Origin of the sequence: Maricaulis sp. (genome assembly GCF_048269565.1) — a bacterium.
Taxonomy (GTDB): Bacteria; Pseudomonadota; Alphaproteobacteria; order Caulobacterales; family Maricaulaceae; genus Maricaulis.
Map to the genome: position 1 here is coordinate 448037 of NZ_JBLXIK010000001.1, position 21231 is coordinate 469267.

Annotated in this window: 24 protein-coding genes; 17 read left to right on the top strand and 7 right to left on the bottom strand. The window is 63.9% G+C overall.

The genetic code is table 11. The features are described 5' to 3' along the window. Nucleotide 1 precedes the first annotated feature (1 nt). From ACN0YL_RS02260 to ACN0YL_RS02310, 11 genes are all read left to right on the top strand, one after another. Nucleotides 2-322 carry a YbjQ family protein gene (locus ACN0YL_RS02260; RefSeq protein WP_417477470.1) on the top strand — a complete coding sequence of 107 codons (321 nt, stop codon included), beginning with the start codon at nucleotides 2-4 and terminating at the stop codon, nucleotides 320-322. Further along, the gene (gene lepB / locus ACN0YL_RS02265; protein ID WP_417468819.1) at nucleotides 319-1083 is read left to right on the top strand and encodes a signal peptidase I; all 765 of its coding nucleotides are present in this window, start codon (nucleotides 319-321) and stop codon (nucleotides 1081-1083) included. Before ACN0YL_RS02260 ends, lepB (ACN0YL_RS02265) begins: the two co-directional genes overlap by 4 nt. A 1-nt stretch (nucleotide 1084) precedes the next feature. Beyond that, nucleotides 1085-1864, top strand: a complete 780-nt coding sequence (lepB, locus tag ACN0YL_RS02270; RefSeq protein WP_417496883.1) for a signal peptidase I — start codon at nucleotides 1085-1087, stop codon at nucleotides 1862-1864. A gap of 45 nt (nucleotides 1865-1909) precedes the next feature. Next, on the top strand, nucleotides 1910-2782 hold the full coding sequence (locus ACN0YL_RS02275) for an SDR family oxidoreductase (RefSeq protein ID WP_417496884.1): 873 nt from the start codon (nucleotides 1910-1912) through the stop codon (nucleotides 2780-2782). 110 nt (nucleotides 2783-2892) lie between these two features. Then, nucleotides 2893-3825: a histone deacetylase family protein gene (locus ACN0YL_RS02280; protein ID WP_417496885.1), complete on the top strand. Its 933-nt coding sequence runs from the start codon at nucleotides 2893-2895 to the stop codon at nucleotides 3823-3825. 65 nt (nucleotides 3826-3890) lie between these two features. Beyond that, nucleotides 3891-4493 (top strand): histidine phosphatase family protein, encoded by a 603-nt coding sequence (locus ACN0YL_RS02285; RefSeq protein ID WP_417496886.1) that lies wholly within the window; start codon nucleotides 3891-3893, stop codon nucleotides 4491-4493. A 61-nt stretch (nucleotides 4494-4554) separates the two neighbouring features. Beyond that, on the top strand, nucleotides 4555-4803 hold the full coding sequence (locus tag ACN0YL_RS02290) for an exodeoxyribonuclease VII small subunit (protein WP_417496887.1): 249 nt from the start codon (nucleotides 4555-4557) through the stop codon (nucleotides 4801-4803). 166 nt (nucleotides 4804-4969) lie between these two features. Beyond that, nucleotides 4970-5857: a polyprenyl synthetase family protein gene (locus ACN0YL_RS02295; protein WP_417490827.1), complete on the top strand. Its 888-nt coding sequence runs from the start codon at nucleotides 4970-4972 to the stop codon at nucleotides 5855-5857. A 15-nt stretch (nucleotides 5858-5872) separates the two neighbouring features. Continuing rightward, nucleotides 5873-7798: a 1-deoxy-D-xylulose-5-phosphate synthase gene (gene dxs / locus ACN0YL_RS02300; RefSeq protein ID WP_417496888.1), complete on the top strand. Its 1926-nt coding sequence runs from the start codon at nucleotides 5873-5875 to the stop codon at nucleotides 7796-7798. A 16-nt stretch (nucleotides 7799-7814) separates the two neighbouring features. After that, on the top strand, nucleotides 7815-8249 hold the full coding sequence (locus ACN0YL_RS02305; protein ID WP_417496889.1) for a GNAT family N-acetyltransferase: 435 nt from the start codon (nucleotides 7815-7817) through the stop codon (nucleotides 8247-8249). Then, nucleotides 8246-8992 carry a TlyA family RNA methyltransferase gene (locus ACN0YL_RS02310; protein ID WP_417468828.1) on the top strand — a complete coding sequence of 249 codons (747 nt, stop codon included), beginning with the start codon at nucleotides 8246-8248 and terminating at the stop codon, nucleotides 8990-8992. The genes ACN0YL_RS02305 and ACN0YL_RS02310 overlap by 4 nt, the downstream gene beginning before the upstream one ends. A 13-nt stretch (nucleotides 8993-9005) precedes the next feature. On the opposite strand, the gene ACN0YL_RS02315 is transcribed toward ACN0YL_RS02310, so the two are convergent. From ACN0YL_RS02315 to ACN0YL_RS02330, 4 genes are all read right to left on the bottom strand, one after another. Then, nucleotides 9006-9713 (bottom strand): hypothetical protein, encoded by a 708-nt coding sequence (locus ACN0YL_RS02315; protein WP_417496890.1) that lies wholly within the window; start codon nucleotides 9711-9713, stop codon nucleotides 9006-9008. A gap of 191 nt (nucleotides 9714-9904) precedes the next feature. After that, on the bottom strand, nucleotides 9905-10765 hold the full coding sequence (locus ACN0YL_RS02320) for a hypothetical protein (RefSeq protein ID WP_417490830.1): 861 nt from the start codon (nucleotides 10763-10765) through the stop codon (nucleotides 9905-9907). Between the two features lie 639 nt (nucleotides 10766-11404). Then, nucleotides 11405-12496: a chorismate synthase gene (aroC, locus tag ACN0YL_RS02325; protein ID WP_417496891.1), complete on the bottom strand. Its 1092-nt coding sequence runs from the start codon at nucleotides 12494-12496 to the stop codon at nucleotides 11405-11407. Nucleotides 12497-12544: 48 nt separating this feature from the next. Continuing rightward, nucleotides 12545-13036, bottom strand: coding sequence for a hypothetical protein (locus tag ACN0YL_RS02330; RefSeq protein WP_417490832.1), 492 nt, complete (start codon nucleotides 13034-13036; stop codon nucleotides 12545-12547). A 103-nt stretch (nucleotides 13037-13139) separates the two neighbouring features. Between ACN0YL_RS02330 and pdxH the strand changes: the two genes are divergently transcribed. Together pdxH and ACN0YL_RS02340 are read left to right on the top strand one after the other, a co-directional pair. Beyond that, a complete protein-coding gene (gene pdxH / locus ACN0YL_RS02335) occupies nucleotides 13140-13808 on the top strand; it encodes a pyridoxamine 5'-phosphate oxidase (protein WP_417490833.1) in 669 nt (222 codons plus the stop codon). Nucleotides 13809-13835: 27 nt separating this feature from the next. Continuing rightward, nucleotides 13836-14642, top strand: a complete 807-nt coding sequence (locus tag ACN0YL_RS02340) for a DUF1499 domain-containing protein (protein ID WP_417496892.1) — start codon at nucleotides 13836-13838, stop codon at nucleotides 14640-14642. Here ACN0YL_RS02340 and ACN0YL_RS02345 read toward each other — a convergent pair. Then, the gene (locus ACN0YL_RS02345; protein WP_417496893.1) at nucleotides 14633-15541 is read right to left on the bottom strand and encodes an MBL fold metallo-hydrolase; all 909 of its coding nucleotides are present in this window, start codon (nucleotides 15539-15541) and stop codon (nucleotides 14633-14635) included. The two genes, ACN0YL_RS02340 and ACN0YL_RS02345, sit on opposite strands and share 10 nt — an antisense overlap. Further along, a complete protein-coding gene (locus tag ACN0YL_RS02350; RefSeq protein WP_417496894.1) occupies nucleotides 15538-16482 on the bottom strand; it encodes a hypothetical protein in 945 nt (314 codons plus the stop codon). The genes ACN0YL_RS02345 and ACN0YL_RS02350 overlap by 4 nt, the downstream gene beginning before the upstream one ends. 92 nt (nucleotides 16483-16574) lie before the next feature. Between ACN0YL_RS02350 and ACN0YL_RS02355 the strand changes: the two genes are divergently transcribed. The 3 genes from ACN0YL_RS02355 to ACN0YL_RS02365 are packed head-to-tail and all read left to right on the top strand — an operon-like array spanning nucleotide 16575 to nucleotide 18686. Next, the gene (locus ACN0YL_RS02355; protein ID WP_417490837.1) at nucleotides 16575-16790 is read left to right on the top strand and encodes a hypothetical protein; all 216 of its coding nucleotides are present in this window, start codon (nucleotides 16575-16577) and stop codon (nucleotides 16788-16790) included. A 55-nt stretch (nucleotides 16791-16845) separates the two neighbouring features. Beyond that, nucleotides 16846-17778, top strand: coding sequence for an ABC transporter permease (locus ACN0YL_RS02360; protein ID WP_417490838.1), 933 nt, complete (start codon nucleotides 16846-16848; stop codon nucleotides 17776-17778). Next, the gene (locus ACN0YL_RS02365; protein WP_417468839.1) at nucleotides 17778-18686 is read left to right on the top strand and encodes an ABC transporter permease subunit; all 909 of its coding nucleotides are present in this window, start codon (nucleotides 17778-17780) and stop codon (nucleotides 18684-18686) included. The genes ACN0YL_RS02360 and ACN0YL_RS02365 overlap by 1 nt, the downstream gene beginning before the upstream one ends. 156 nt (nucleotides 18687-18842) lie before the next feature. On the opposite strand, the gene ACN0YL_RS02370 is transcribed toward ACN0YL_RS02365, so the two are convergent. Continuing rightward, on the bottom strand, nucleotides 18843-19448 hold the full coding sequence (locus tag ACN0YL_RS02370; protein WP_417490839.1) for a hypothetical protein: 606 nt from the start codon (nucleotides 19446-19448) through the stop codon (nucleotides 18843-18845). A gap of 131 nt (nucleotides 19449-19579) precedes the next feature. On the opposite strand from ACN0YL_RS02370, the gene ACN0YL_RS02375 reads away from it, so the two are divergent. Then, entirely contained in the window at nucleotides 19580-21214 is a 1635-nt protein-coding gene (locus ACN0YL_RS02375) for a peptide ABC transporter substrate-binding protein (protein ID WP_417468841.1), read from the top strand. Nucleotides 21215-21231 lie beyond the last annotated feature (17 nt).

Sequence of the window (21231 nt, forward strand, 5' to 3'; positions counted from 1 at the left end):
TATGAGCCTGATCGTAACAATGTCCGACACCGTGCCGGGCCGCGAGATTGACTGCGTCGTTGGCGTGGCGCGCGGCAATGTCGTGCGGGCGCGCTTTTTCGGACGTGATTTCGTCGCCGGTCTGCGCAATCTGGTGGGCGGTGAAGTGCCGGAATACACCAAGCTCCTCTCGGAAACCCGCGAACAGGCCCTCGACCGCATGGTGCGCCATGGCGAGGAACTGGGCGCTGACGCAATCATCACCTTCCGCCTCGCGACATCGACGGTGATGGAAGGTACGGCCGAAATTCTCGCCTATGGAACTGCGGTGAAACTGAAATGAATCCTTTGCTGAAACGTCTGGCTGGCCGCGCCGCCGATGAAATCGTCGAGACCGCCCGCTTTCTGGTTGGTGTCGCTGCCGTCTGGCTTGGCCTTGTGACCTTCGGCTTTGCCGCTTTCCACATTCCCTCGGAAAGCATGCAGCCCTCGCTGGAAGTCGGTGATCGCGTGCTGGTTTCGAAATGGGCCTATGGCTATTCGCGGCACTCCCTGCCGCTCGGCATCGGCTACATGCTGCCGGACAACTGGAATGCGCGCCTGGCCTGGTCGGAGCCGCGCCGTGGTGATGTGGTTGTTTTCCGGGACGAGCGCCAGTCGCCGCCGCGCAATCTGATCAAGCGCGTCATCGGCATCGCCGGTGATGTCATCGAAGTGCGCGAAGGCCGGCTCTATCTCAATGGCGAAGCGCCGCCGCGCGAGTTCGAGGATATCCGCAATTACCGCGAACATCCCTCCCAGCGCGTCCAGACCGTGACCCACTACACCGAAGTCCTGCCGGGCGAACGCGAGCACCCGATCTATGAGCGCGACGACGTGCATGAACTCGATACCTATGGCCCGGTGACAGTGCTGCCGGGCACGGTGTTCGTGATGGGCGATAATCGTGATGCGTCACGCGACAGCCGCGCAACACCTGGTCCTGGCCTGGTCCCGCTGGAGAATGTGGTCGGGCGCGCCGAGACGGTGTTGTTTACCTTCGCCCGTTGCCGCCGCGAAGATGGGCTCTACTGCCCGAGCGGCCGGGTCTGGCAGGGTTTGTAGGATGGGTGATCTGGAAGGGTTTGCCCGGCGTCTGCCGCGCTGGGCGCGACATGGCCTCGGCGAGGCGCGCGATACCGTGCGCTTTTTCGCCGGCGTTGCGGGCCTGTGGTTCGCGATGACGTCGGTGGCCTTCGCTTTCTTCTACATTCCTTCCGAAAGCATGCAGCCGACGCTCGAGGTCGGCGACCGGATCCTGGTGTCTAAATGGGCCTATGGCTATTCGCGGCACTCGCTGCCGCTGGGGCTGGGCGACCGTCTGCCCGACGCCTGGGACGGCCGGCTGGGCTGGGCCGAACCGGAGCGCGGCGATGTCGTGGTGCTGCGTGACACGCGCCAGAACCTCACCCTGATCAAGCGCGTCATCGGCGTGCCGGGCGATGAAATCGCCGTGCGCGAGGGGCGGCTCTATATCAATGGCGCCCCCGTTGAGCGCGAGCTGGTCGATGTGCGCACCTACCGGCAATTCCATGGCTATCCGGAGATCGTTGAGGTCGCGCACTATATCGAGACCCTGCCGGGTGGGCTGACGCATGACATCTATGAGCGCGATGACCGCCAGTATCTCGATGAATTCGGCCCGGTCATTGTGCCGGCCGGGCGCATCTTCCTGATGGGCGATAATCGCGACAACTCGACTGACAGCCGCGCCGCCGACGGGCCGGGTTTTGTCCCGATGTCGCATGTGATCGGGCGCGCCGAGACCGTGCCCTTCACCTTCGCGCGCTGCCGCGCGGAGCCGGGGCTGTATTGTCCGTCAGGCCGGGTCTGGCGCGGGCTGTAAGTCCGGCCTAACCTTCCGGTCAGAAAACCAGATCGGGAGAGCGCCATGAGCCTCAAGGACAAGACGATATTCATCACCGGCGCCAGCCGTGGCATTGGCCTGGCAATCGCCGAGCGTTGCGCGCGCGACGGCGCCAATATCGTCATCGCCGCCAAGTCAGACACCGAACAGGCCAAGCTGGAGGGCACGATCCATTCGGCCGCCGAAGCGGTCGAGGCGGCGGGCGGCCAGGCGCTGGCGGTCAAGTGCGATATCCGTGACGAGGCCCAGGTCGAGGCCGCGGTCGCCGCGGCGGTCGAGCGTTTTGGCGGCATCGATGCCGTGATCAACAATGCCTCGGCGATCTTCCCGCGTGGCACGGCCGATGTGCCGATGAAGCGTTATGACCTGATGCACCAGGTCAATGGCCGCGGCACTTTCATGGTGACGCAGAAATGCCTGCCCTGGCTGGAAAAGGCGGAAAACCCCCACATCATCGCCCTGTCACCGCCGCTCGATATGCGGCCGATGTGGTTCGGGCCGCACGTCGCCTATACCAGCGCCAAATACCAGATGAGCCTGTGCATTCTCGGCTGGGGCGAGGAGTTCAAGGGGAAGATTGCCGCCAATGCGATCTGGCCACGCACCGCTGTCGCCACGGCGGCGATCTCCAATGTTCTCGCCAATGACGCGGCGATGAAATCCTGCCGCAAGCCGGAGATTCTCGCCGAGACCGCCTATCGGGTCCTCAACAAGCCGGCCGCCAGCTTTACCGGCAATTTCCTGATCGATGACAGCTTCCTGTGGGATGAGGGCGAGCGCGATCTCGAGCAATACAGCTATGTGCCCGGCATCGAGCTGCTGCCTGATTTCTTTGTCCCCGATGACGTGCCGGCGCCTCCCGGCGTCAAGATCATGGATGTGTCGCTGCAGCATTGAGGCCCGGCGCCATCCGCCTGCCGCTCGGCCGGGCCCGAATCGGGCCTGTGCCATTCGGCATTTTGCCTCTACGGTTCGCGGCGGTGTGAGCTCCAGAGCAAACGGACCCCATGAGAACACTGGTCATCGACAACCCCGCCAGCCGCATGCACCGCGTACCGCCGGGCCATCCCGAACACGAAGGCCGCTATGTCGCGGTACGCGATGCCTTGCTGGAGTTGACGGCACCCGTCTGGCATGAGGCCAATCGTGCCGATGCCGCGGCGGTCGAGCGCTTTCACACCGCCGATTATGTCGAGAGCATCCGCGCTGCCTGTCTGACGGCCGAGCCGGCGCAATGGGTCTCGCTCGACCTCGATACCAAGGTCTGCCGGGAATCCTGGGATGCGGCGCTGGCGACAGCGGGGGCCTCGCTCGATGCCGTCGACCGCATCATGGCCGGTGAGGCCGACACGGCTTTCTGCCTCGCCCGCCCGCCGGGCCATCATGCCGAGCCGGAGCGGGCGATGGGTTTCTGCCTGCTCAATTCAATCGCGATCGCCGCCCTGCATGCGCTTGAGGTCCACGATCTGAAGCGTGTGGCAATCGTCGATATCGATGTGCATCACGGCAATGGCTCGCAATGCCTGGCCGAAACGGATGCACGGGTGATGTTTGCCTCGCTGCATCAGTCACCGCTTTATCCGGGCACCGGAAGTGCGGCCGAGACGGGGCTCAACGGTAATGTCATCAACCTGCCGCTGGCCGCAGGCACGCGCGGCGAAGCCTGGCGTCAAGCGTTCACACAACAGGTGCGGCCGGCGGTGGCGAACTTCCGGCCCGAACTGATTTTCGTCTCCGCCGGATTCGACGCCCATGAGCGCGATCCGGCTGGCGGGCTGGCCCTGCTCGAGGATGATTTTGCCTGGGTGGCCGGCGAACTCGCGGCGCTGGCGGCAGAATTTGCGTCTTCGCGGCTTGTTTCCGTGCTGGAGGGCGGATACGACTGCCCCGCGCTCGGCCGCTCGGCTGCTGCCTTTGTGCAGGCCCTGGTCGAGGCATGATTACTGGTCAGGCCGGTGGCGACGGGGCGCACCAGCTGAGTGTGTCGGAGCCCTCCTGCCAATCCATGTCCAAGTCCGCAATCCAGCCTTCCCCGTCCAGGCCGGGGCCGATCACCATTGCCCGGCATGGCCAACCCGATGCCGATCGCACCACCGTGCTCGACTGGCGCGGCTATGAGGCATGGTGGGACGGGGTCTATCAGCCCGCCGGCCTGGTCGAAGGCCAGTCCGTGCCGGCCTGCCTGACCGCTGCGGCCGGCGATGCGCACACCATTTTCGCCAGCACGCTGCGCCGGGCCATTGAGACCGCGCGCACGGCCGCGCCCGGCCGCGAACTCATCATTGACGCCTGTTTTGTCGAAGCCGAATTGCCGCCACCGGCGATGCCGGGCCGCTTCATGGCCAAGACCTGGGGCGTATTCGCACGCTGTTCCTGGTGGCTGGGCTTTTCGCGTGGGCGCGAAAGCCGCAAGGATGCGGAAAAGCGGGCCGCCCTGGCGGCTCGCACTCTGGTGGAGGCGGCGCAATCCGGCCCGGTCCTGCTGTGCGCCCATGGCTGGTTCAACCGCATGATGCGGCCGCATTTGCGGGCGCTCGGCTGGCACTGCGTTCGCGATGGCGGCGACAATTACTGGTCTTCGCGGCGGTACGAATACCGGCCGCGCTAAATTGCGCAATTGCCGCCCGGCGGGTGGCTGCCTATGTTGCGAATCCTGCAGGAGAGTTGTGATGCCCGACACCCCCAATGCCGATATCGAGAAAATGAGTTTCGAGCAGGCGCTTGCCGAGCTGGAAGCCATCGTGAAACAGCTTGAATCGGGTGACGTCGAACTCGAACGCTCCATCGCCATTTATGAGCGCGGCGCCGCCCTGCGTGCCCATTGCGACGGCAAGCTCAAGGATGCCGAGCTGAAAGTCGAGAAAATCGTTCGCGGCGAGGACGGCCAGCCGGCGCTGCAGCCGGCAGGGCTCGATTGAGAGCGGCCGATACGCGTTCACGGCGGTGAAATGATCTCCCCGTCTGTTTGTAACCATACTGTCTCAAGAGCTGACATCGCGGCCTTGAGATGGCAAGGGAAGCACAAGCCACATTGCGCCGCGGCATCATGTATTGCCGGGTTCGCGGTGAGACCGGACGAGGACCATGACCACATTCGAGCAACGTCTGAACGAGGCCGCTGACCGGGTTACCGTCGCGCTTGATGCACTGCTTCCGCGGGCGGAAGGGCCGGAGAGCCAGCTCAATTCCGCTATGCGCTATGCGGCCCTCGGTCCGGGCAAACGCCTGCGCCCCTTCTTGGCGATGGAATGCGGGCGTCTGGTCAATGCCGATGAGCGCGGCCTGTTGCGTGTCGCCTCGGCGCTGGAATGCATTCACGCCTATTCGCTGATCCATGACGATCTGCCCTGCATGGATGATGATGATTTGCGCCGCGGGCGCCCGACCGTGCACCGGGCCTATGACGAGGCAACCGCCGTGCTGGCGGGCGATGCGCTGCAGGCGGTGGCCTTCGAGATCCTGGCCCATCCCGATACCCATAACCGCGGCAGTGTCCGTGCCCGTCTGGTCGAGCGGCTGTCGCGCGCCTGTGGACCCTATGGCATGGTCGGCGGGCAGATGATCGATATCCTCGGCGAACGCCAGGAGCTTGATATTTCCATCGTCACCCGCATGCACCGCATGAAGACCGGAGCGCTGATCAGCTATGCGGCAGAGACGGCCTTTATCCTGCGCGAGGTCGAACCGCATATCCGCCGGGCGCTTGAAGGATTTGCCCATGATCTCGGCCTGGCTTATCAGATAACGGACGATTTGCTCGACGCGACCGGAGACACCGCCGACACTGGAAAGGCGGTCCGCAAGGATGCCGGTCAAGGAAAAGCCACCTTTGTCACCATTCTGGGGGTGGAGGGCGCGCTGGATCGTTCGCAGCACCTGGCTGCGCAGGCGAAGGATCACCTCGAACCGTTTGGCGCACGGGCAGACATTCTTAGAGAAGCGGTCGATTACGTTCTCGCGCGCCGCTCCTGAAAGGCCGGTATTTGCATGACCACCAATACGCCCAATCTCGACCGGATCACCACCCCTGCCGATCTGAAAAATCTTGATCGCGATATGCTGCAGGCGGTGGCGGACGAGTTGCGCGCCGAGACCATCGACGCGGTGTCCGTCACCGGCGGGCATCTCGGCGCGGGCCTCGGCGTGGTCGAGTTGACGACGGCGCTGCACCACGTGTTCGAGACCCCGAAGGACATCCTGATCTGGGATGTCGGGCACCAGTGCTATCCCCACAAGATTCTTACCGGCCGCCGTGACCGCATTCGCACCCTGCGCCAGGGCGGCGGGCTGTCAGGCTTTACCAAGCGCTCGGAAAGCGAATACGATCCCTTCGGCGCCGCCCATGCCTCGACCTCGATTTCCGCCGCGCTCGGCTTTGCCGTCGCGCGCGATCTCAAGGGCGAGAGCAATAATGTCATTGCGGTGATCGGCGATGGCTCGATGTCGGCCGGCATGGCCTATGAGGCGATGAACAATGCCGGCGGGCTCGACAAGCGCCTGATCGTGATCCTCAACGATAACGACATGTCGATCGCCCCGCCGGTCGGGGCGATGAGCCATTACTTCGCGCGGCTGGTCTCCTCCAACAGCTATCGCTCACTGCGCAAGATCGGCAAGGGCGTCGCCAAGGCGATCGGCGTTGAAGGTCCGGCGCGCAAGGCCGAGGAATACATGCGCGGCATGGCGATGGGCGGGACGCTGTTCGAGGAGATGGGCTTTCGCTATGTCGGCCCGATCGACGGCCATGATCTTGACCAGCTGGTGCCGGTGCTACGCAATATCCGCGACGGTGATGACGGTCCGGTCCTGATCCATGTCGTGACCCAGAAGGGCAAGGGCTATGCCCCTGCCGAGGCGGCCGATGACAAGTATCACGGTGTCGCCAAATTCAATGTCGTCACCGGCGAGCAGCAAAAGCCCACCGGTGGCCCGGATTCCTACACCAAGGTCTTTGCCCGGCAATTGATCCGTGAAGCGGAGACCGACAAGCGCATCGTCGGGATCACGGCGGCGATGCCGGCGGGGACGGGCCTCGACCTGTTCGCCGAGCGCTTCCCAGACCGCTGTTTCGATGTCGGCATTGCCGAACAGCATGCCGTCACCTTCGCCGCCGGGCTCGCCGCCGATGGCATGAAACCGTTTGCCGCCCTCTATTCGACCTTCCTGCAGCGTGGCTATGACCAGGTTGTCCATGATGTCGCGATCCAGGGCCTGCCGGTGCGCTTTGCCATCGACCGGGCCGGCCTGGTCGGTGCCGATGGAGCGACCCATGCCGGCTCCTTCGATGTCGGCTATCTCGGGGCGCTGCCCGGCATGGTTCTGATGGCCGCAGCCGATGAGGTTGAACTGGCGCGCATGGTCGCCACGGCGGCTCAGATCGATGATGGCCCCTCGGCCTTCCGCTATCCGCGTGGCAATGGGCTCGGGCTGGAAATGCCGGCCGTGATCGAGCCGCTCGAGATCGGCAAGGGCCGGATTGTCCGCGAGGGCACGAGTATCGCCCTGCTGGCGCTGGGGACCCGGCTCGGGGAAGCCTTGAAGGCGGCCGACACGCTCGCCGCGCAGGGTTATTCCACTACCGTCGCCGATGCCCGGTTTGCCAAACCGCTCGACGAGGATCTTATCCTGCGTCTGGCGCGCGAACATGAGGTTCTGGTGACGATCGAGGAGGGGGCACGCGGTGGCTTCGGCGCCTTCGTGCTGCAGCTTCTCGCAGAGCGCGGCGCGCTCGACAACGGATTGAAGATCCGCACCATGACCCTGCCTGACGTGTTCCAGGATCATGACAGCCCCTTCGCCATGTACGACACGGCGCAGCTCAATGCCAAGCATATCGCGGCGATGGCCCTTGGCGCGATCGGTCGTGACCGGGATGTCGCCAAGATCGCCGTCGCACCGATGCTGGCGGAATAGCGCGCGCGGTCCGGCGATGATGCCGCCGGAAAGTGTGAGCCGTGGCGGCGTCACGCTCTGCCTTGATGAATATTTCGAGCCCCGGCCCCCGATCGATGTCCCGGTCCTGCGCTACCGGATCGAGGTGGCGGGACAGACTGTCGGTGAGCTGCGTCTCCGGCTCGGTGAGACCTCGGATCTCCGGCGCTATTTCGGCCAGATTGGCTATGAGGTCCAGCCGGCCTTTCGCGGCCGTGGCCATGCCAGCATGGCCTGCCGGCAGGGTTTGGCGGTGATGCAGGGGCTTGGCTATGATGAGGTCTGGATCACCTGCAATCCGGAAAACCGGGCCTCGCGCCGTGTCTGCGAGAAAGTCGGTGCTGTGCTGGTGGAGACCGTCGATATTCCGGCCGGGCATGTGATGTATCAACACGGGATCCGGCAGAAATGCCGCTACAGGGTGAGGGTATGATGCGGGCCGATCTCTATCTGGTGCAGCACGGTCTGATCGAGACCCGGGCCAAGGCCCAGGAAGCCATTGCGGCCGGCATGGTCAGTGTCGATGGCGCAACCATCACCAAGGCGTCCCACAAGATCGCCGAGGGCGCCGCCGTGGTGGCCCGTCCGGCCCATCCCTGGGTCTCGCGGGCGGCGCTCAAGCTTGTCGCCGCGCTCGACCGCTTCGCCATCGATCCGGCGGGCCGCACCTGCTTGGATGTCGGGTCATCGACCGGGGGCTTTACCCAGGTCCTGCTCGAGCGCGGCGCGAGCCGGGTCTATGCCGTCGATGTCGGACGCGACCAGCTTCACCCGAGCTTGCGCAGTGACACGCGGGTGGTGTCGATGGAGGGGGTCGATGCGCGGTCGTTGACCGGCTCGGACTTCGTGCAGGCGCCGTCGCTGATCGTCTGTGACGCCAGCTTCATTTCCCTGCTGAAAGTGATCCCCAGACCGATGTCCCTGGCGGCAAACCAGGCCGACCTGATCGCGCTGATCAAACCCCAGTTCGAAGTCGGCAAGGCCGGCGTTGGCCGTGGCGGTCTGGTAAAGAGCGCAAAGGAGCGCGCGCGCGCAGTCGCCGGGGTGCGGGCCGTGCTGGATGGCCTCGAAGGCTTTGTCGTGTCCGAGGTCATGGAGAGTCCGGTGAAAGGTGGTGACGGCAATCAGGAATACCTAATTGCCGCCCACCGGAATGTCGATTCGATTTCGGCGTGATGCTGAATCAAATCTACTGCGTGTAGGTATCGTAAGGCCGCCAGATATTGTCGGCACCCTGGCACATATAGACCTGTTCCGTGACCGTCTGGCCGTACTCGCCCATGCGGCGGGTCGGGGTCCACTGGCAGTTCCAGTCCTGGGCATTGGTCTCGTAGATGCGCGCATCCGGGCCGGGCTCGCTGCCGCCGAGCAGCTGCGTCGAGGAATAGGAATCATAGCCGTCGACATAGCCGTAGTCGCTGCCGTCATCGCGATAGGCCTGGGTCGGATAGCCGCGATAGCCCTGGTCCTGGTAGGCATTGTCGGCATAGCCGGGCTTGCCGGGATAGGCTTCGTAATCATTGTAGCCTGAGCGGCTGCTGGTCACGCAATCGCCACCGCCGGCAATGCCTGCGCCGATCAGGGCGCCGACACCGGCACCGGCAATCGTGCCGACTTCCTCGGCATTGCCCCGGTCATGGCCGCGATTGCGTCCACGGCCCCGATACGGGTCGTAGTGACCGCGGCGGCCATGGCGGTAATCGGGTCGATTGTTGGAATCATCGGCCAGTTCATTGCCGATCACGGCGCCGAGAATGCCGCCAATGATGGCGCCGGCGACCTGACGGTCTCCGCGCTGGGCTTCGCACTCGCGATAGCCATGCGACTGCGCCGATGCCATAGGGGTCACGACAGCGAAGGCTGAGGCGGCGAGCAGGGCGGTTGTCAGCAGTTTCATGTCATTCTCCTGGCGTGGGCAGGCCATTTCTGGCCCGACTTTCATACATACCATAGACAGGCGTCGATGAGCCGAGGATGAACGATGTTCAGGCTTTTGCAATCACCGGGCCGTGGCCGGCGCAATCCGTCGCAGAAAGAAGGCCGGACCTGCCGGCCCGGCCTCCTGATCCTGACTGAAATTCGCCCGGTCTATTGCTGCCGGGCCACTTCCCAGTCGCCATAGGCATCGCGGCACATGCGGACCTGGTCGTAGTTATACGTCCCGTCGGGCATGTAGATTTCCGCGTCGCCCCAACGGCATTCCGTATTGCCATACGCATAGCTGTCGCGGATCACGATGCTGCCACGGACGCCGGAATAGGGATTGCCCCAGTAATAGGGCTGTCCGTTCTCGAAGGCGTAATTCATCGCGTACTGGTACTGGACCCTGTCGCAGTCGTCGAGCTGGCTGACGGCAGAGCCCAGCACGGCACCGAAGCCGGCCCCGAGCAGGATGCCGGCGCCGACATTGTCGCCATCGGCTGCCGCGCCGCCAAGAATGGCGCCGAGGATGGCACCGACGGCCGCCCCGTTGCCATTGCGGTCATAACGGCAGGCGCCGTCATAATAGGCAAACTGGCGGGAGTTGTAGCCGCGGTCGTAATAGCGCGAGTTATAGCGCCAGCGCGTCGACGGGCCGTAATGGCCGTAATAGCGCGAATTGTTCCAGCCGACATTGAGATGCGGGACCCAGCGAATGTGGTTGCGATGGTCGGTCCGGTAGAAGGACTGGCGCCGCTGGGCATATTCATAACGGCGGCTGTTATTGCGATAGCCATTATGGCGCGGTGCCGGCCGTGGATTGTGTGCGTTCGGACGCGTGTCACGCGGGCTGTAGCGGGTGTCGCGGCCGGGCCGTGTGGATGGCCGTGTCGACGGACGTGTCGACGGCCGTGTGGTCGGTCGGTTTGACCCCGCTCTCCGGTCGCGCGGATTGTAAACCCCATCACGACCTGGACGCGTCGCCGGCCGGTCGACGCCGGATCTCGGGCCGCGCGGGTTCGTGGCCACATCACGCCCCGGGCGAGTGGCGGGCCGGCTGGAGCCCGAACCGTGGCCGCGTGGATTGTTGACGCCAGTGGTGCCGGGGCGCGTGGCCGGCCGGCTGGTGCCGGTTGTGCGGCGATCACCTCTGCGAACGGCGGGCGGTTGTACGCTGCGATCACTGCGGCCGGTCGAGGTGCCACCGCGATTCTGCCACTGGTCGCCCCTCGGCTCGCTCCGACCGGAGCGTGCAGGGGGCGGGGTATCGCCGCGATTGTTCCGCGATGAAGGGCGAGAGGCGGGACGTTCGGTCCGCGAACTGCGCGCCGGTGGCGCGGACGAGGGTTGCGAACGCTGGCCGCGGTCGGCTTGCTGATTGCCACGCCCGCGATCACCATCACTGCGCGAGCGCCGGGGCGACTGATCCTCAGAGGATGCGGATCGGCCCGACCCATTGCGTTCCTGGCGACCTTGCGCTTCGGCCGCATCCGTAAATGCAAGGCCAGGCAGCACGATCAGCGCGACGGCGGTGGCAGTGAGCAGGCTGAATTTGGTCATTGTTGGAGGCTCCTTCATGACAGCTTTCCGGGAATCCTCGCCCGAGTCTGGAGCAGGTTAACCAAATCTTGATGAGCGCTGGATGAACGCGCCCTTCATGTTCATGAGTCAGAAGGCGGACTGGCCCGCATGGCGCAGCTTCTGATCGGCCAGCACGATGGCTGCCATCGCTTCACCGACCGGTACGGCACGGATGCCGACACAGGGGTCATGGCGGCCCCGTGTTTCGATCACTGTCTCGGCAAAATCGCGATCAAGCGTCTGGCGTTCGATGCGGATCGAGGAGGTTGGCTTGACCGCAAAGCGGATCACCAGGTCCTGTCCGGTCGAGATGCCGCCCAGCACGCCGCCATTATGGTTGGACAGGAAGACGGGCCCGTCTTCGCCCATCCGCATTTCATCGGCAGCGTCTTCGCCGCGCATCGCGGCCGAGCCGAAACCGGCACCGATCTCGACGCCCTTGACGGCATTGATCGTCATCATCGCCGCGGCGATCTCGCTGTCGAGCTTGGCATAGACCGGCGCGCCCCAACCGGCCGGCAGGCCGGAGACGACGACTTCGACAATCGCCCCGGTCGAGGAGCCCTCGGCGCGCAGTGCGTCCATGTCGGCCGCCCATAGCTCGGCGGTGGCAGCATCGGGGCAGAAGAAGGGGTTGTTCGCAACTTCCGCCCAGTCCCAGCGGTCGCGCTCGATGGCGCGGGCACCGACCTGGACCAGTGCGGCGCGAATGCTGATGCCGTCGCCGAGAACCTTGCGCGCAACGCCGCCGGCCGCGACCCGCGAAGCCGTCTCGCGCGCCGAGGAACGGCCGCCGCCGCGATAATCGCGCACGCCGTATTTCATATCGTAGACATAGTCGGCATGGCCGGGCCGCCACTTGTCGCGGATATCGCCATAATCCTTCGAGCGGGCATCCTGGTTCTCGATCATCAGGCTGATCGGGGTGCCGGTGGTGACCGGCCCGCCGGTGCGGTCATCGCTGAAAGTGCCCGAAAGAATGCGCACCTGATCAGGTTCCTGGCGCGGCGTGACATGACGCGAGGTGCCGGGGCGGCGCAGATCGAGCCAGGGCTGCAGATCAGCCTCGCTCAGCGGGATTCCCGCCGGGCAGCCATCGACAATGGCGCCGATGGCGGGGCCGTGGCTTTCACCCCAGGTCGTAACCCTGAACAAATGTCCGAATGTGTTGTGTGACATGGTCGATCCGCGCGCTTTTGGTGACCATAGTCGGACTGCGGCCCGGCGTCACGCTGCTGACTGTGCCTTGCGGATCCAGCGCGCGAAGCGGGCATTGGCCGAGGGGCGCGAGAAAGCCTCGATGAAATCGTCCAGGGGCTCGAAGTCAGCGGGGCAGGGTGTTGTGGCAGTTTGTGGTGCCGCTGCCAGAACCCGCACCTGGACCATGATATCCGGCTCGCCGACCGCCTGCAGGCTGGCGCCATCGGTCACACCCGGTGGAATGCGCAGCAGGATCGCCCGCTCGCCCGAGCGCAGGGAACGGGTGAGCCCGCGCCGGGCCTGGCCGGCGCTGATTTCCACTTCCATGCAGGCGGGCAGGTGCCGCTCGAGAAAGCGGATGGCCTCGACGATGGACGCGAGCCGTGTGAGCGCTTCCGGTGTTGGCTCGGTCATGTCGGGATGCAGCGTCTTGACCTCGTCGCGGAAGCGGGATTTCGCCGCGGTCAGCCCGGCGCCCGGCTCGAGGCCGAACGCGGCATAGGCCGCAGAAACTGTCAAAACGCGCGATGTCATCCTGCTTCGATAGCGCAAGAAGATTCCTGAAAGGTTGACGCCGCCCGCGACGGGCGTAGGAAGGCGTGACGCCGTGGGAGATCGCGCGATGACCGACAAAAGCCTGATACCGCCAAGCCCCGACGCGGCCGACTATGCCCGCACCAATGAGGCCAATGCTGTCGAGATCTTCGACCGCGACGAGCCGTTTGAGCTGTTTTCCGAATGGCTGACGGACGCGCGCAAGAAAGAATTGAACGACCCCAATGCCATGGCCCTGGCGACGGTCGATGCGGACGGCCTGCCGGACGTCCGCATGGTGCTCCTCAAGGATGTCGATCGCGGCGGGTTTGTCTTCTACACCAATCTGGGCAGCGCCAAGGGGCAGCAATTGGCGACCCATCCGGCTGCTGCCCTGTGTTTTCACTGGAAGTCCTTGCGCCGGCAGGTGCGTGTCCGTGGCGCGGTCGAGCCGGTCACGCCGGAAGAGGCCGACGAGTATTTCGCCTCGCGGGCCCGCAACAGCCGCATCGGCGCCTGGGCCTCAACCCAGTCGCGGCCGCTGGAAAGCCGGTTCGCGCTGGAAAAAGCGGTGGCCCAGCAAGCTGCACGCTTCGGTCTGGGTGAAGTGCCGCGGCCCGCGCACTGGTCGGGCTTTCGCCTTCGCCCCGTCCAGATGGAATTCTGGCGCGACCGTCCATTCCGGCTGCATGACCGCCTGGTGTTCTCACGCGCCGATTTGGCGTCGCCCTGGACGACCAATCGGCTATACCCTTGATGCGAGAAGCCACCGGGAGGGGCTGACATGGCACGGATTCTCGAACTCTTGCGAACGGCGATCGACATCACGGTCGCGCTTTGCGCGGTGCTGGTGCTGGCGATTCCGCTCTGGTTCGCGCTGGCGGCGTTTGGCACCAAATGGGAATTCTGGGACTGGCAGACCGGTCTCAATGCGATGACCCATGTCTGGGGCATGCACCTCCTGCTCGCCGGACTGGTCGCGGGCGTGCTGACCCTGATTGGCCTGCTCGTATACCGGATCATGGCGCGCGAGGGTTATGGCAACTGGACCAGCGCCGTCGCCGTGACGCTGATCGCTGTGGCCGGCCTGTCCTGGGCTGTGCATGTCGAGAAGCTCAAGGCGGACGGCCCGGCCATTCTCGACGTGACAACCGATCTTGTGGAACCGCCCAACTTCTCTTCGGGCTTCATTTCACGCCGCTCAAGTCTGGATGCCAGCCTGGACTATGCCGGCAAGACCGCCGGTGACGGGCAGCCGCTGCCGGCCCTGCAGGCGGAACGCTATCCGCAAATCGCGACACTGCATCTCGACCTTCCGGTCGACACTGCCTTCGCTCGCGCGCTCGAACTGGCGCGTGTGCAGGGCTGGCGTGTCGGCACGGCATCCCGTCAGGCGGGCATGTTCGAGGCCGGCGCGGAAAGCCTCTGGTACGGATTCCGGGACGATATGGTTGTCCGGATCAGGCCCGACGAGGCCGGCGGCAGCCTTGTCGACGTGCGCTCGCTGGCGCGTCAACCGGTGCATGACCTCGGCCGGAATGTGGATCGGGTGCAGGACTTTCTGGTCCTGCTGGCCTCGCCTCAGCCCTGATCGCGCAGCCGGAAGCGGGCCGTCAGGCTCGGCTCGTCATCGCATGCAACTGCGCCGGTTTCGACCAGGTGGATCATGTGGGCGAGGATGGAATGCGCGGCTGCCGGGTGCAGGCGCTTGTCGACATGGGTGTAGATGGCGGCCACGAGTTCCGGCACGCGCTGCGGGCCCGACGCCAGGTGCGCGATGATCTGCTGTTCCCGTTTCAGGCGGTGGTCGATATAGGCCTGAACGAATTCGGCCGGGTTCTCGACCGCCGGGCCGTGCGTCGGCCACAGCCGGGTGAAATTGCGGTCGCGCACCCGCGCCAATTCCCTCAGATAATCGCCCATATGGCCGTCGGGCGGGCTGATGACGCTGGTTGACCAGGCCATGACATGATCGCCGCTGAACAGGATGTTCTCCTCCTCCAGCGCGTAACAGACATGGTTGGACGTGTGGCCAGGCGTGTGCAGCGCCTCGAGGGTCCAGCCCGGACCGGTAAAGCGTTCGCCATCGGTCAGTTCGATATCCGGCTGGAACCCGACATCATCGCCAGCCTCAAGCCGGACCTCGCCGCCAGCCGGCAGAACGCTCTGGGCGCCGAAGCCATACACCTTTGCCCCGTGCTTTTCCGCGAGCGGGCGGGCGAGCGGGGAATGATCGAGATGGTGATGGGTGACGAAAACATGGGTGACGCGCTCACCGGCCAGCGCCTTGTCGAGGGCTGCCTCATGCACCGGATCGAACGGACCGGGATCAATCACCGCGACCTCGCCATGACCGATGATATAAACGCCGGTGCCGGTATAGGTGAAGGGGCCGGGATTGGGGGCAATTACCCGCCGGACAGACGGTGAGATTGTCTCGCAGACGCCGTATTCGACATCGGTCTTCTGGAGGAAGGGGATGCTTGTCATGGGCGTGTTCGCTGTTCCAGCACGGCTGTGGGACGCAGAAAGTCGAGGAAGGCTGTCGCCAGCCGTTGTGTCACCCGTATCTTATCGTCCATCGCCATGGCAATTGGTGGGCCCATATCGGTCTTGTTGACGTCCACGACATAGAGGCGGCCATCCTTGTTGTCGCGCAAGACGTCGAGCCCGCCCCAGTCGAGCTGCATCGCGCGGGCGAAACCGGCCAGTTGTGCCTGTTCCGCGGCGGTCAGGACGGTGTGTGTCTCGACGACTTTCACGCAGGCGTTCGAATTCGCGAAGCGGTCACCGCGCGGGCGCCGCTTCAGAATGACAAGCGGGATCTGGCCGCCAACGGTGGGGCAGCGCAAATCCTCGACCAGGGCGCCATCGATCGAATTGTCGATCAGTCTCTGGTAGACAAAACCGGGTTCGGCCACACACGGGCCCTGGATGATCTGGCCGTCATGGGCGCCGTTGGCTTCCGACTTGCGCACCAGTTCGCCGCTGAAATGCGCCGGGTCGACGTTCAGCGGGTAGCCGAAACACTGTTCAAACACGGTCCCGACATGGCTCTTGGCGATGCTCTGGCAGTGGCGATTGATCGCCCGGGCACTCGAGGGCCATTCCACGGCACCGGATATGGTCGAGTCATCGAAGAAGAAGACGGCGTCGGCCTCGCTTTCCGATTTGGCGATCCGGGCTCCGGCGGCGTGCAGGACCGACCAGATCAGATACCAGGGGCGCGGCCGGTCGGGCGCAAACCAGATTTTTGGCCCAGATCGGGACGAGCGGCGCAGGCGCCAGCCCTCGACAACGAAGTAGAAGGGGAACCAGGACAGGACCTCGCCGATCAGCCCGGGCTCGAGGCGCAGGCGCGCGCCCGTCTTCTTGACGGTGACCACGCCATCCTGGAACTCGAAATCCTTCCACCAAAGCGCGTGGTGCATGGTTATGGCCCTTCCGGTTCTCACCCTGCACATTTTAGGCGCGTCGCGAACACACGCAAATCACGCTCGTTCACGGGCGGCGCGAAATTTGCGTGATCGACATCGTGGTTCGTTTCGAGGATGGGAATTTGAACGTCGCCCGGTTTCTAGGCAAGCGCCTTGTGCGCATCTGCTGGATGCTGTTGCTGCTTGCAGCGGCACAGCTGGCTGGTGCATTGATGGCCGGTCAGCCGCCAACCTCGCGAACTGCAGCTGTTCCGCCCTTGTCCGCCGAGAATGTTGCGCTGCAGCGACATAGCCTTCATTGACATCGTGTCTCTCAGACTGAAACTGCAACAAAACCCGGATTGAGCTCTATACAGCATGTTTGGATTCATTTTCAGGCGAGTTCTTATCGCCATCCCGACGATTCTCGTGATCATTGCGGTCGCGTTTTTCATGATGCATGCCGCGCCGGGCGGGCCGTTCGACCTCGAACGCCCGATGCCGGACGAGACGCGTCAGATCCTGATGGCCCGCTATGGCATGGATCAGCCGATCTGGAAGCAATATCTCGATTACATGGTCAATCTGTTCCATGGCGATCTCGGGCCGTCGCTGAAAGTGCGCGACAAGGATGTTGCGGAAATCATCGCCGAGGGCTTCCCGGTCAGTGCGACGATCGGCATCTGCTCGATGATCCTGGCCGTGATCTTCGGATCCTTCCTCGGTTCGGTTGCGGCCCTGCGTCAGAATACCAGCGGCGATTTTGCCGTCATGACCTTCGCAATGGTCGGCATTTCCATTCCTCCGTTCGTGATGGGGCCGATCCTGGCGCTCTTCTTCGGCCTGTATCTCGGCTGGTTGCCGACCGGCGGTCTCGATCCGCGGCTCGGCATGACGCCGGACCGGCTGATCCTGCCGGTGGTGACACTGGCGCTGCCGCAGATCGCCATCATTGCCCGATTGATGCGGGCGAGCATGATCGAGGTCTTGCGCTCGAACTATATCCGCACGGCGCGGGCCAAGGGCCTGTCCCCGTCGGCCGTAATCGTTCGCCACGCGCTGCGTTCGGCCATCCTGCCGCTGGTCAGCTATCTCGGCCCGGCATCGGCAGCCCTGATTTCCGGTTCGCTGGTGATCGAGGTCGTGTTCCAGCTGCCCGGTATCGGCAAGCATTTCGTCGACGCCGCCCTGCAGCGTGACTATACGATGGTGATGGGGGTCGTGATCATTTACGCCAGCCTGATCATCATCCTCAATCTGGTGGCGGACCTGCTTTATGGCGTCCTCAATCCGAAGGTGAAGTACGAATAATGACCACGCTTGCAACACCTGGCGAAAAGGCTGAGCTGATTGAAACGGCCGCGGTCAAGGGCCGCTCGCTGTGGGAGGATGCCCGCGCGCGCCTGATGCGCAACAAGGCTGCCGTCGCCAGCATCATCGTTCTCGGCACGCTGATCGTGCTGGCCATTCTCGGCCAGCTCGGTGTTTGGGTGCATGATTATGACACCATCTATCGCGAAGAAGTCTGGGTGCCGCCAACCTTCGAGAACTGGCACCTGTTCGGTACCGATGCCCAGGGACGCGACATGGTGGCGCGAACCCTTGTGGGTCTGGGCGTTTCGCTGATGGTCGGCGTGGTTGCGACCATTGTTTCGCTCGTGATCGGCGTGACCTGGGGCGCGACGGCCGGCTTTATCGGCGGCCGGGTCGACCAGGCGATGATGCGCTTCGTCGACATTCTCTACTCGCTGCCCTTCATTTTCTTCGTCATCATCCTGATGGTGGTGTTCGGTCGCAATATCATCCTGATCTTCGTCGCTATCGGCGCGGTGGAGTGGCTGACCATGGCGCGGATCGTGCGCGGCCAGACCATTGCCCTGAAGCGGATGGAATTCGTCGAGGCGGCGGAAGCGGCCGGCGTGTCGCAATGGAAGATCATCCAGCGCCACATCATCCCGAACGTGCTCGGGCCCGTGGTGGTCTATGTCACGCTGATGATCCCGGTCGTCATCCTGGCGGAAAGCTTTCTGAGCTTCCTTGGCCTCGGGGTGCAGGAGCCGCTGACATCACTGGGCCGTCTGATCTCGGCGGGAGCCCAGGACATGGAAGTCGCTCCCTGGACGCTGATCGTGCCGGCTGTGACGATGATGGTGACGCTGTTCTGCCTGAACTTCATCGGTGATGGCCTGCGTGATGCGATCGATCCCAAGGATCGCTGACGGTCCCGGTGTTGCCCTCGGTGCTGCCAGGGCGTTTGTGCAACAGAAAAGGGCCACCCGATCAGGTGGCCCTTTTTGCTGTCAGGTGACGGCTGACCCGTTGCCGCGGCTCTCCGCGCGGATAACCCCGGCGGCCCAAGGCCGTGGCGGGATGGCCTATTGCCGGCGCCGGGCCCTGAACCAGCGGCCATTCTCGCCGATCCGCATCATATAGGAGTCGAGTGCGGCGCTGCGGATGGTGGCGCCATCTCCGGCATCAACGCTGCGGGCGACATGGGTCGTGTCAGAGTCGAGCTGTTGCCAGACCTGACCGTTTTCAAGCGTGACCACCGCGCGGCGTGAGTGGTTGAAGGTGATGCTGGCAACGGCAAGATTATCGATGCGATCGATCTGGCCGGATGCGTCCCTTGATACGGTGCGATTCCCCGAGGCGGCCGAGTCGCCGGCTGCAGCAAGGTCGCTGGCCGAGCCCCGTGGCAGGCCCAGGCGTGGCAGCGACGGCAGGCTGAAGCCGGGAATGTTGAGGCCGAAGGTCGCTTCTTCTGCCGCCTCGACCTCGGTCCGGTTGACCGCGATGACGCTGCCGGACTCCGTTTCTCCGTGCAAGGCCGCGACCGCGGCATCTAGGCAGCTCAGCCGCGCGGTATCATCCGCGATAGCCTCACAGGCGAAGAGCCCGTCAAGCGGTGAGCCGGGGGTTTGGGCGATGGCTTGTGAGGGCAAGGTGGCGGCGAAGGCCAGAAGCAGTAATCGAGTGTTCATGATCACACATATATCTACCAGATGGACCAGAACTATGCGCGACCCGTCGGCAAGTGTCGACCGGCAGATGATGTTGCGCTAGACAGTGCGACTATGAATCGCTTGGATATCTCGGAGGGGAGACCGAAATCGTGACCCGCAATAAAATCTTGTTCGCCATGCTTGCATCGGCATCAGCGCTGGCGCTGACCAGTTGTGGCGGCGAGGGGCCTGCGCCCACAGACGAAGTGGTCATCCACCGGGGAAATAATGCGGAGCCGCTTTCGCTGGACCCGCACAAGGCCAGCGGAACCTGGGAAAACAACATTATCGGTGACATGTTCGTCGGGCTCTTTACCGAAGATCCTGATGCGCACCCGATTCCGGGCATGGCGGAAAGCTGGGAAGTCAGCGATGACGGCCTGGTCTGGACCTTCCATTTGCGCGCGGCCCAGTGGTCTGACGGCGTGCCGGTGACGGCGGGCGATTTTGTCTATGCCTGGCGCCGAATCGCCAACCCGGAGACCGGAGCCCAGTATGTTTCGCTGCTCTATCCGATCGTCGGAGTGGCGGCTGTCAGTCGCGGCGAGGCGCCGCCGGAGGCGATTGGCGTCATGGCGATTGATGACCGGACGCTGGAAATCCATCTCGAGAACCCGGCGCCCTACCTGCCGGGCCTCCTGACCCACTACACCACCTTCCCGCTGCCGCAGCACGTGGTGGAACAATTCGGGGATGAGTGGATCCGGCCCGAGAATATCGAGGTCAACGGTCCCTACAAGCTGATTGACTGGCGGACGAATAATTTCGTCCACCTCAGCCGCAACCCGCTCTTCTTCGATGATGCCAATCTCTGCATCGATGAGGTCTATTACTACCCCACGGTCGACAATAGTGCGGCCGGCCGCCGGGTGCGCAATGGCGAACTCGACCTGAACATGGAGTTCCCCGGTCAGCAGATGGAATTCCTGCGCCGGGAAATCCCCGATTATGTGCGCGTGCACCCCTATATGGGCACGGTGTATTTCTCCATCAACACGACGCTGGAGCAGTTCTCGGATCCGGCCGTCCGCAACGCATTGGGAATGGCGATTGATCGCGAATTCATCGCCAATGAAATCCTGCGCGCCGGCCAATTGCCTGCCTATTCACTCGTCCCGCCGGGGGTCGACAATTATGTCAGCGGTGTTGAAGCAAGCTGGGCCGACATCCCGGTGGAAGAGCGCCGCGTCATGGCGCGCGATCTGCTGATCGAGGCCGGCTACGGCCCGGACAATCCATTCCGGTTCGAATACACCTACCGCGCCACGGGTGATAATCCGCGTGTCGCGCCGGTTGTGCAGAATGACTGGTCGGCAATCGCATCCTGGGTTCAGCCCGAGCTGATCGTCAACGATACGCAGATTCACTATGACAATCTGCGCGCCTCCGACTTCGAGATCGCTGATGGCGGCTGGGTCGCCGACTATAATGATCCCTACAACTTCCTCTTCCTCGGCGAGTACCGCTCGGTGCCGATGAATTATGCCCGCTACAACAATCCGGACTATGACGCGATGGTCGAGCAGGCCAATCGTGAACAGGATCTGGAGCTGCGGGCGAGCATGCTGGCGCAGGCCGAGCAGATGCTGGTCGATGACATGCCGATCATCCCGCTGGTCTTCTACGTCAACAAGAACCTCGTGAATCCGCGCGTCACCGGCTGGGTCGACAATCTGACCGATATCCACCGGACGCGTTACCTGTGTTTCGCCGATCTGGATCGTGGCGAAACGCCGGCTGAATAACAGACGCTTGTCAGATG

What these genes read in the sequence shown, in the direction of transcription:
- ACN0YL_RS02260 (WP_417477470.1), top strand. Translation starts at nt 2, where the DNA reads ATGAGCCTGATCGTAACAATGTCCGACACCGTGCCGGGCCGCGAGATT.
- lepB (WP_417468819.1), top strand. Translation starts at nt 319, where the DNA reads ATGAATCCTTTGCTGAAACGTCTGGCTGGCCGCGCCGCCGATGAAATC.
- lepB (WP_417496883.1), top strand. Translation starts at nt 1,085, where the DNA reads ATGGGTGATCTGGAAGGGTTTGCCCGGCGTCTGCCGCGCTGGGCGCGA.
- ACN0YL_RS02275 (WP_417496884.1), top strand. Translation starts at nt 1,910, where the DNA reads ATGAGCCTCAAGGACAAGACGATATTCATCACCGGCGCCAGCCGTGGC.
- ACN0YL_RS02280 (WP_417496885.1), top strand. Translation starts at nt 2,893, where the DNA reads ATGAGAACACTGGTCATCGACAACCCCGCCAGCCGCATGCACCGCGTA.
- ACN0YL_RS02285 (WP_417496886.1), top strand. Translation starts at nt 3,891, where the DNA reads ATGTCCAAGTCCGCAATCCAGCCTTCCCCGTCCAGGCCGGGGCCGATC.
- ACN0YL_RS02290 (WP_417496887.1), top strand. Translation starts at nt 4,555, where the DNA reads ATGCCCGACACCCCCAATGCCGATATCGAGAAAATGAGTTTCGAGCAG.
- ACN0YL_RS02295 (WP_417490827.1), top strand. Translation starts at nt 4,970, where the DNA reads ATGACCACATTCGAGCAACGTCTGAACGAGGCCGCTGACCGGGTTACC.
- dxs (WP_417496888.1), top strand. Translation starts at nt 5,873, where the DNA reads ATGACCACCAATACGCCCAATCTCGACCGGATCACCACCCCTGCCGAT.
- ACN0YL_RS02305 (WP_417496889.1), top strand. Translation starts at nt 7,815, where the DNA reads ATGATGCCGCCGGAAAGTGTGAGCCGTGGCGGCGTCACGCTCTGCCTT.
- ACN0YL_RS02310 (WP_417468828.1), top strand. Translation starts at nt 8,246, where the DNA reads ATGATGCGGGCCGATCTCTATCTGGTGCAGCACGGTCTGATCGAGACC.
- ACN0YL_RS02315 (WP_417496890.1), bottom strand. Translation starts at nt 9,713, where the DNA reads ATGAAACTGCTGACAACCGCCCTGCTCGCCGCCTCAGCCTTCGCTGTC.
- aroC (WP_417496891.1), bottom strand. Translation starts at nt 12,496, where the DNA reads ATGTCACACAACACATTCGGACATTTGTTCAGGGTTACGACCTGGGGT.
- pdxH (WP_417490833.1), top strand. Translation starts at nt 13,140, where the DNA reads ATGACCGACAAAAGCCTGATACCGCCAAGCCCCGACGCGGCCGACTAT.
- ACN0YL_RS02340 (WP_417496892.1), top strand. Translation starts at nt 13,836, where the DNA reads ATGGCACGGATTCTCGAACTCTTGCGAACGGCGATCGACATCACGGTC.
- ACN0YL_RS02345 (WP_417496893.1), bottom strand. Translation starts at nt 15,541, where the DNA reads ATGACAAGCATCCCCTTCCTCCAGAAGACCGATGTCGAATACGGCGTC.
- ACN0YL_RS02350 (WP_417496894.1), bottom strand. Translation starts at nt 16,482, where the DNA reads ATGCACCACGCGCTTTGGTGGAAGGATTTCGAGTTCCAGGATGGCGTG.
- ACN0YL_RS02360 (WP_417490838.1), top strand. Translation starts at nt 16,846, where the DNA reads ATGTTTGGATTCATTTTCAGGCGAGTTCTTATCGCCATCCCGACGATT.
- ACN0YL_RS02365 (WP_417468839.1), top strand. Translation starts at nt 17,778, where the DNA reads ATGACCACGCTTGCAACACCTGGCGAAAAGGCTGAGCTGATTGAAACG.
- ACN0YL_RS02370 (WP_417490839.1), bottom strand. Translation starts at nt 19,448, where the DNA reads ATGAACACTCGATTACTGCTTCTGGCCTTCGCCGCCACCTTGCCCTCA.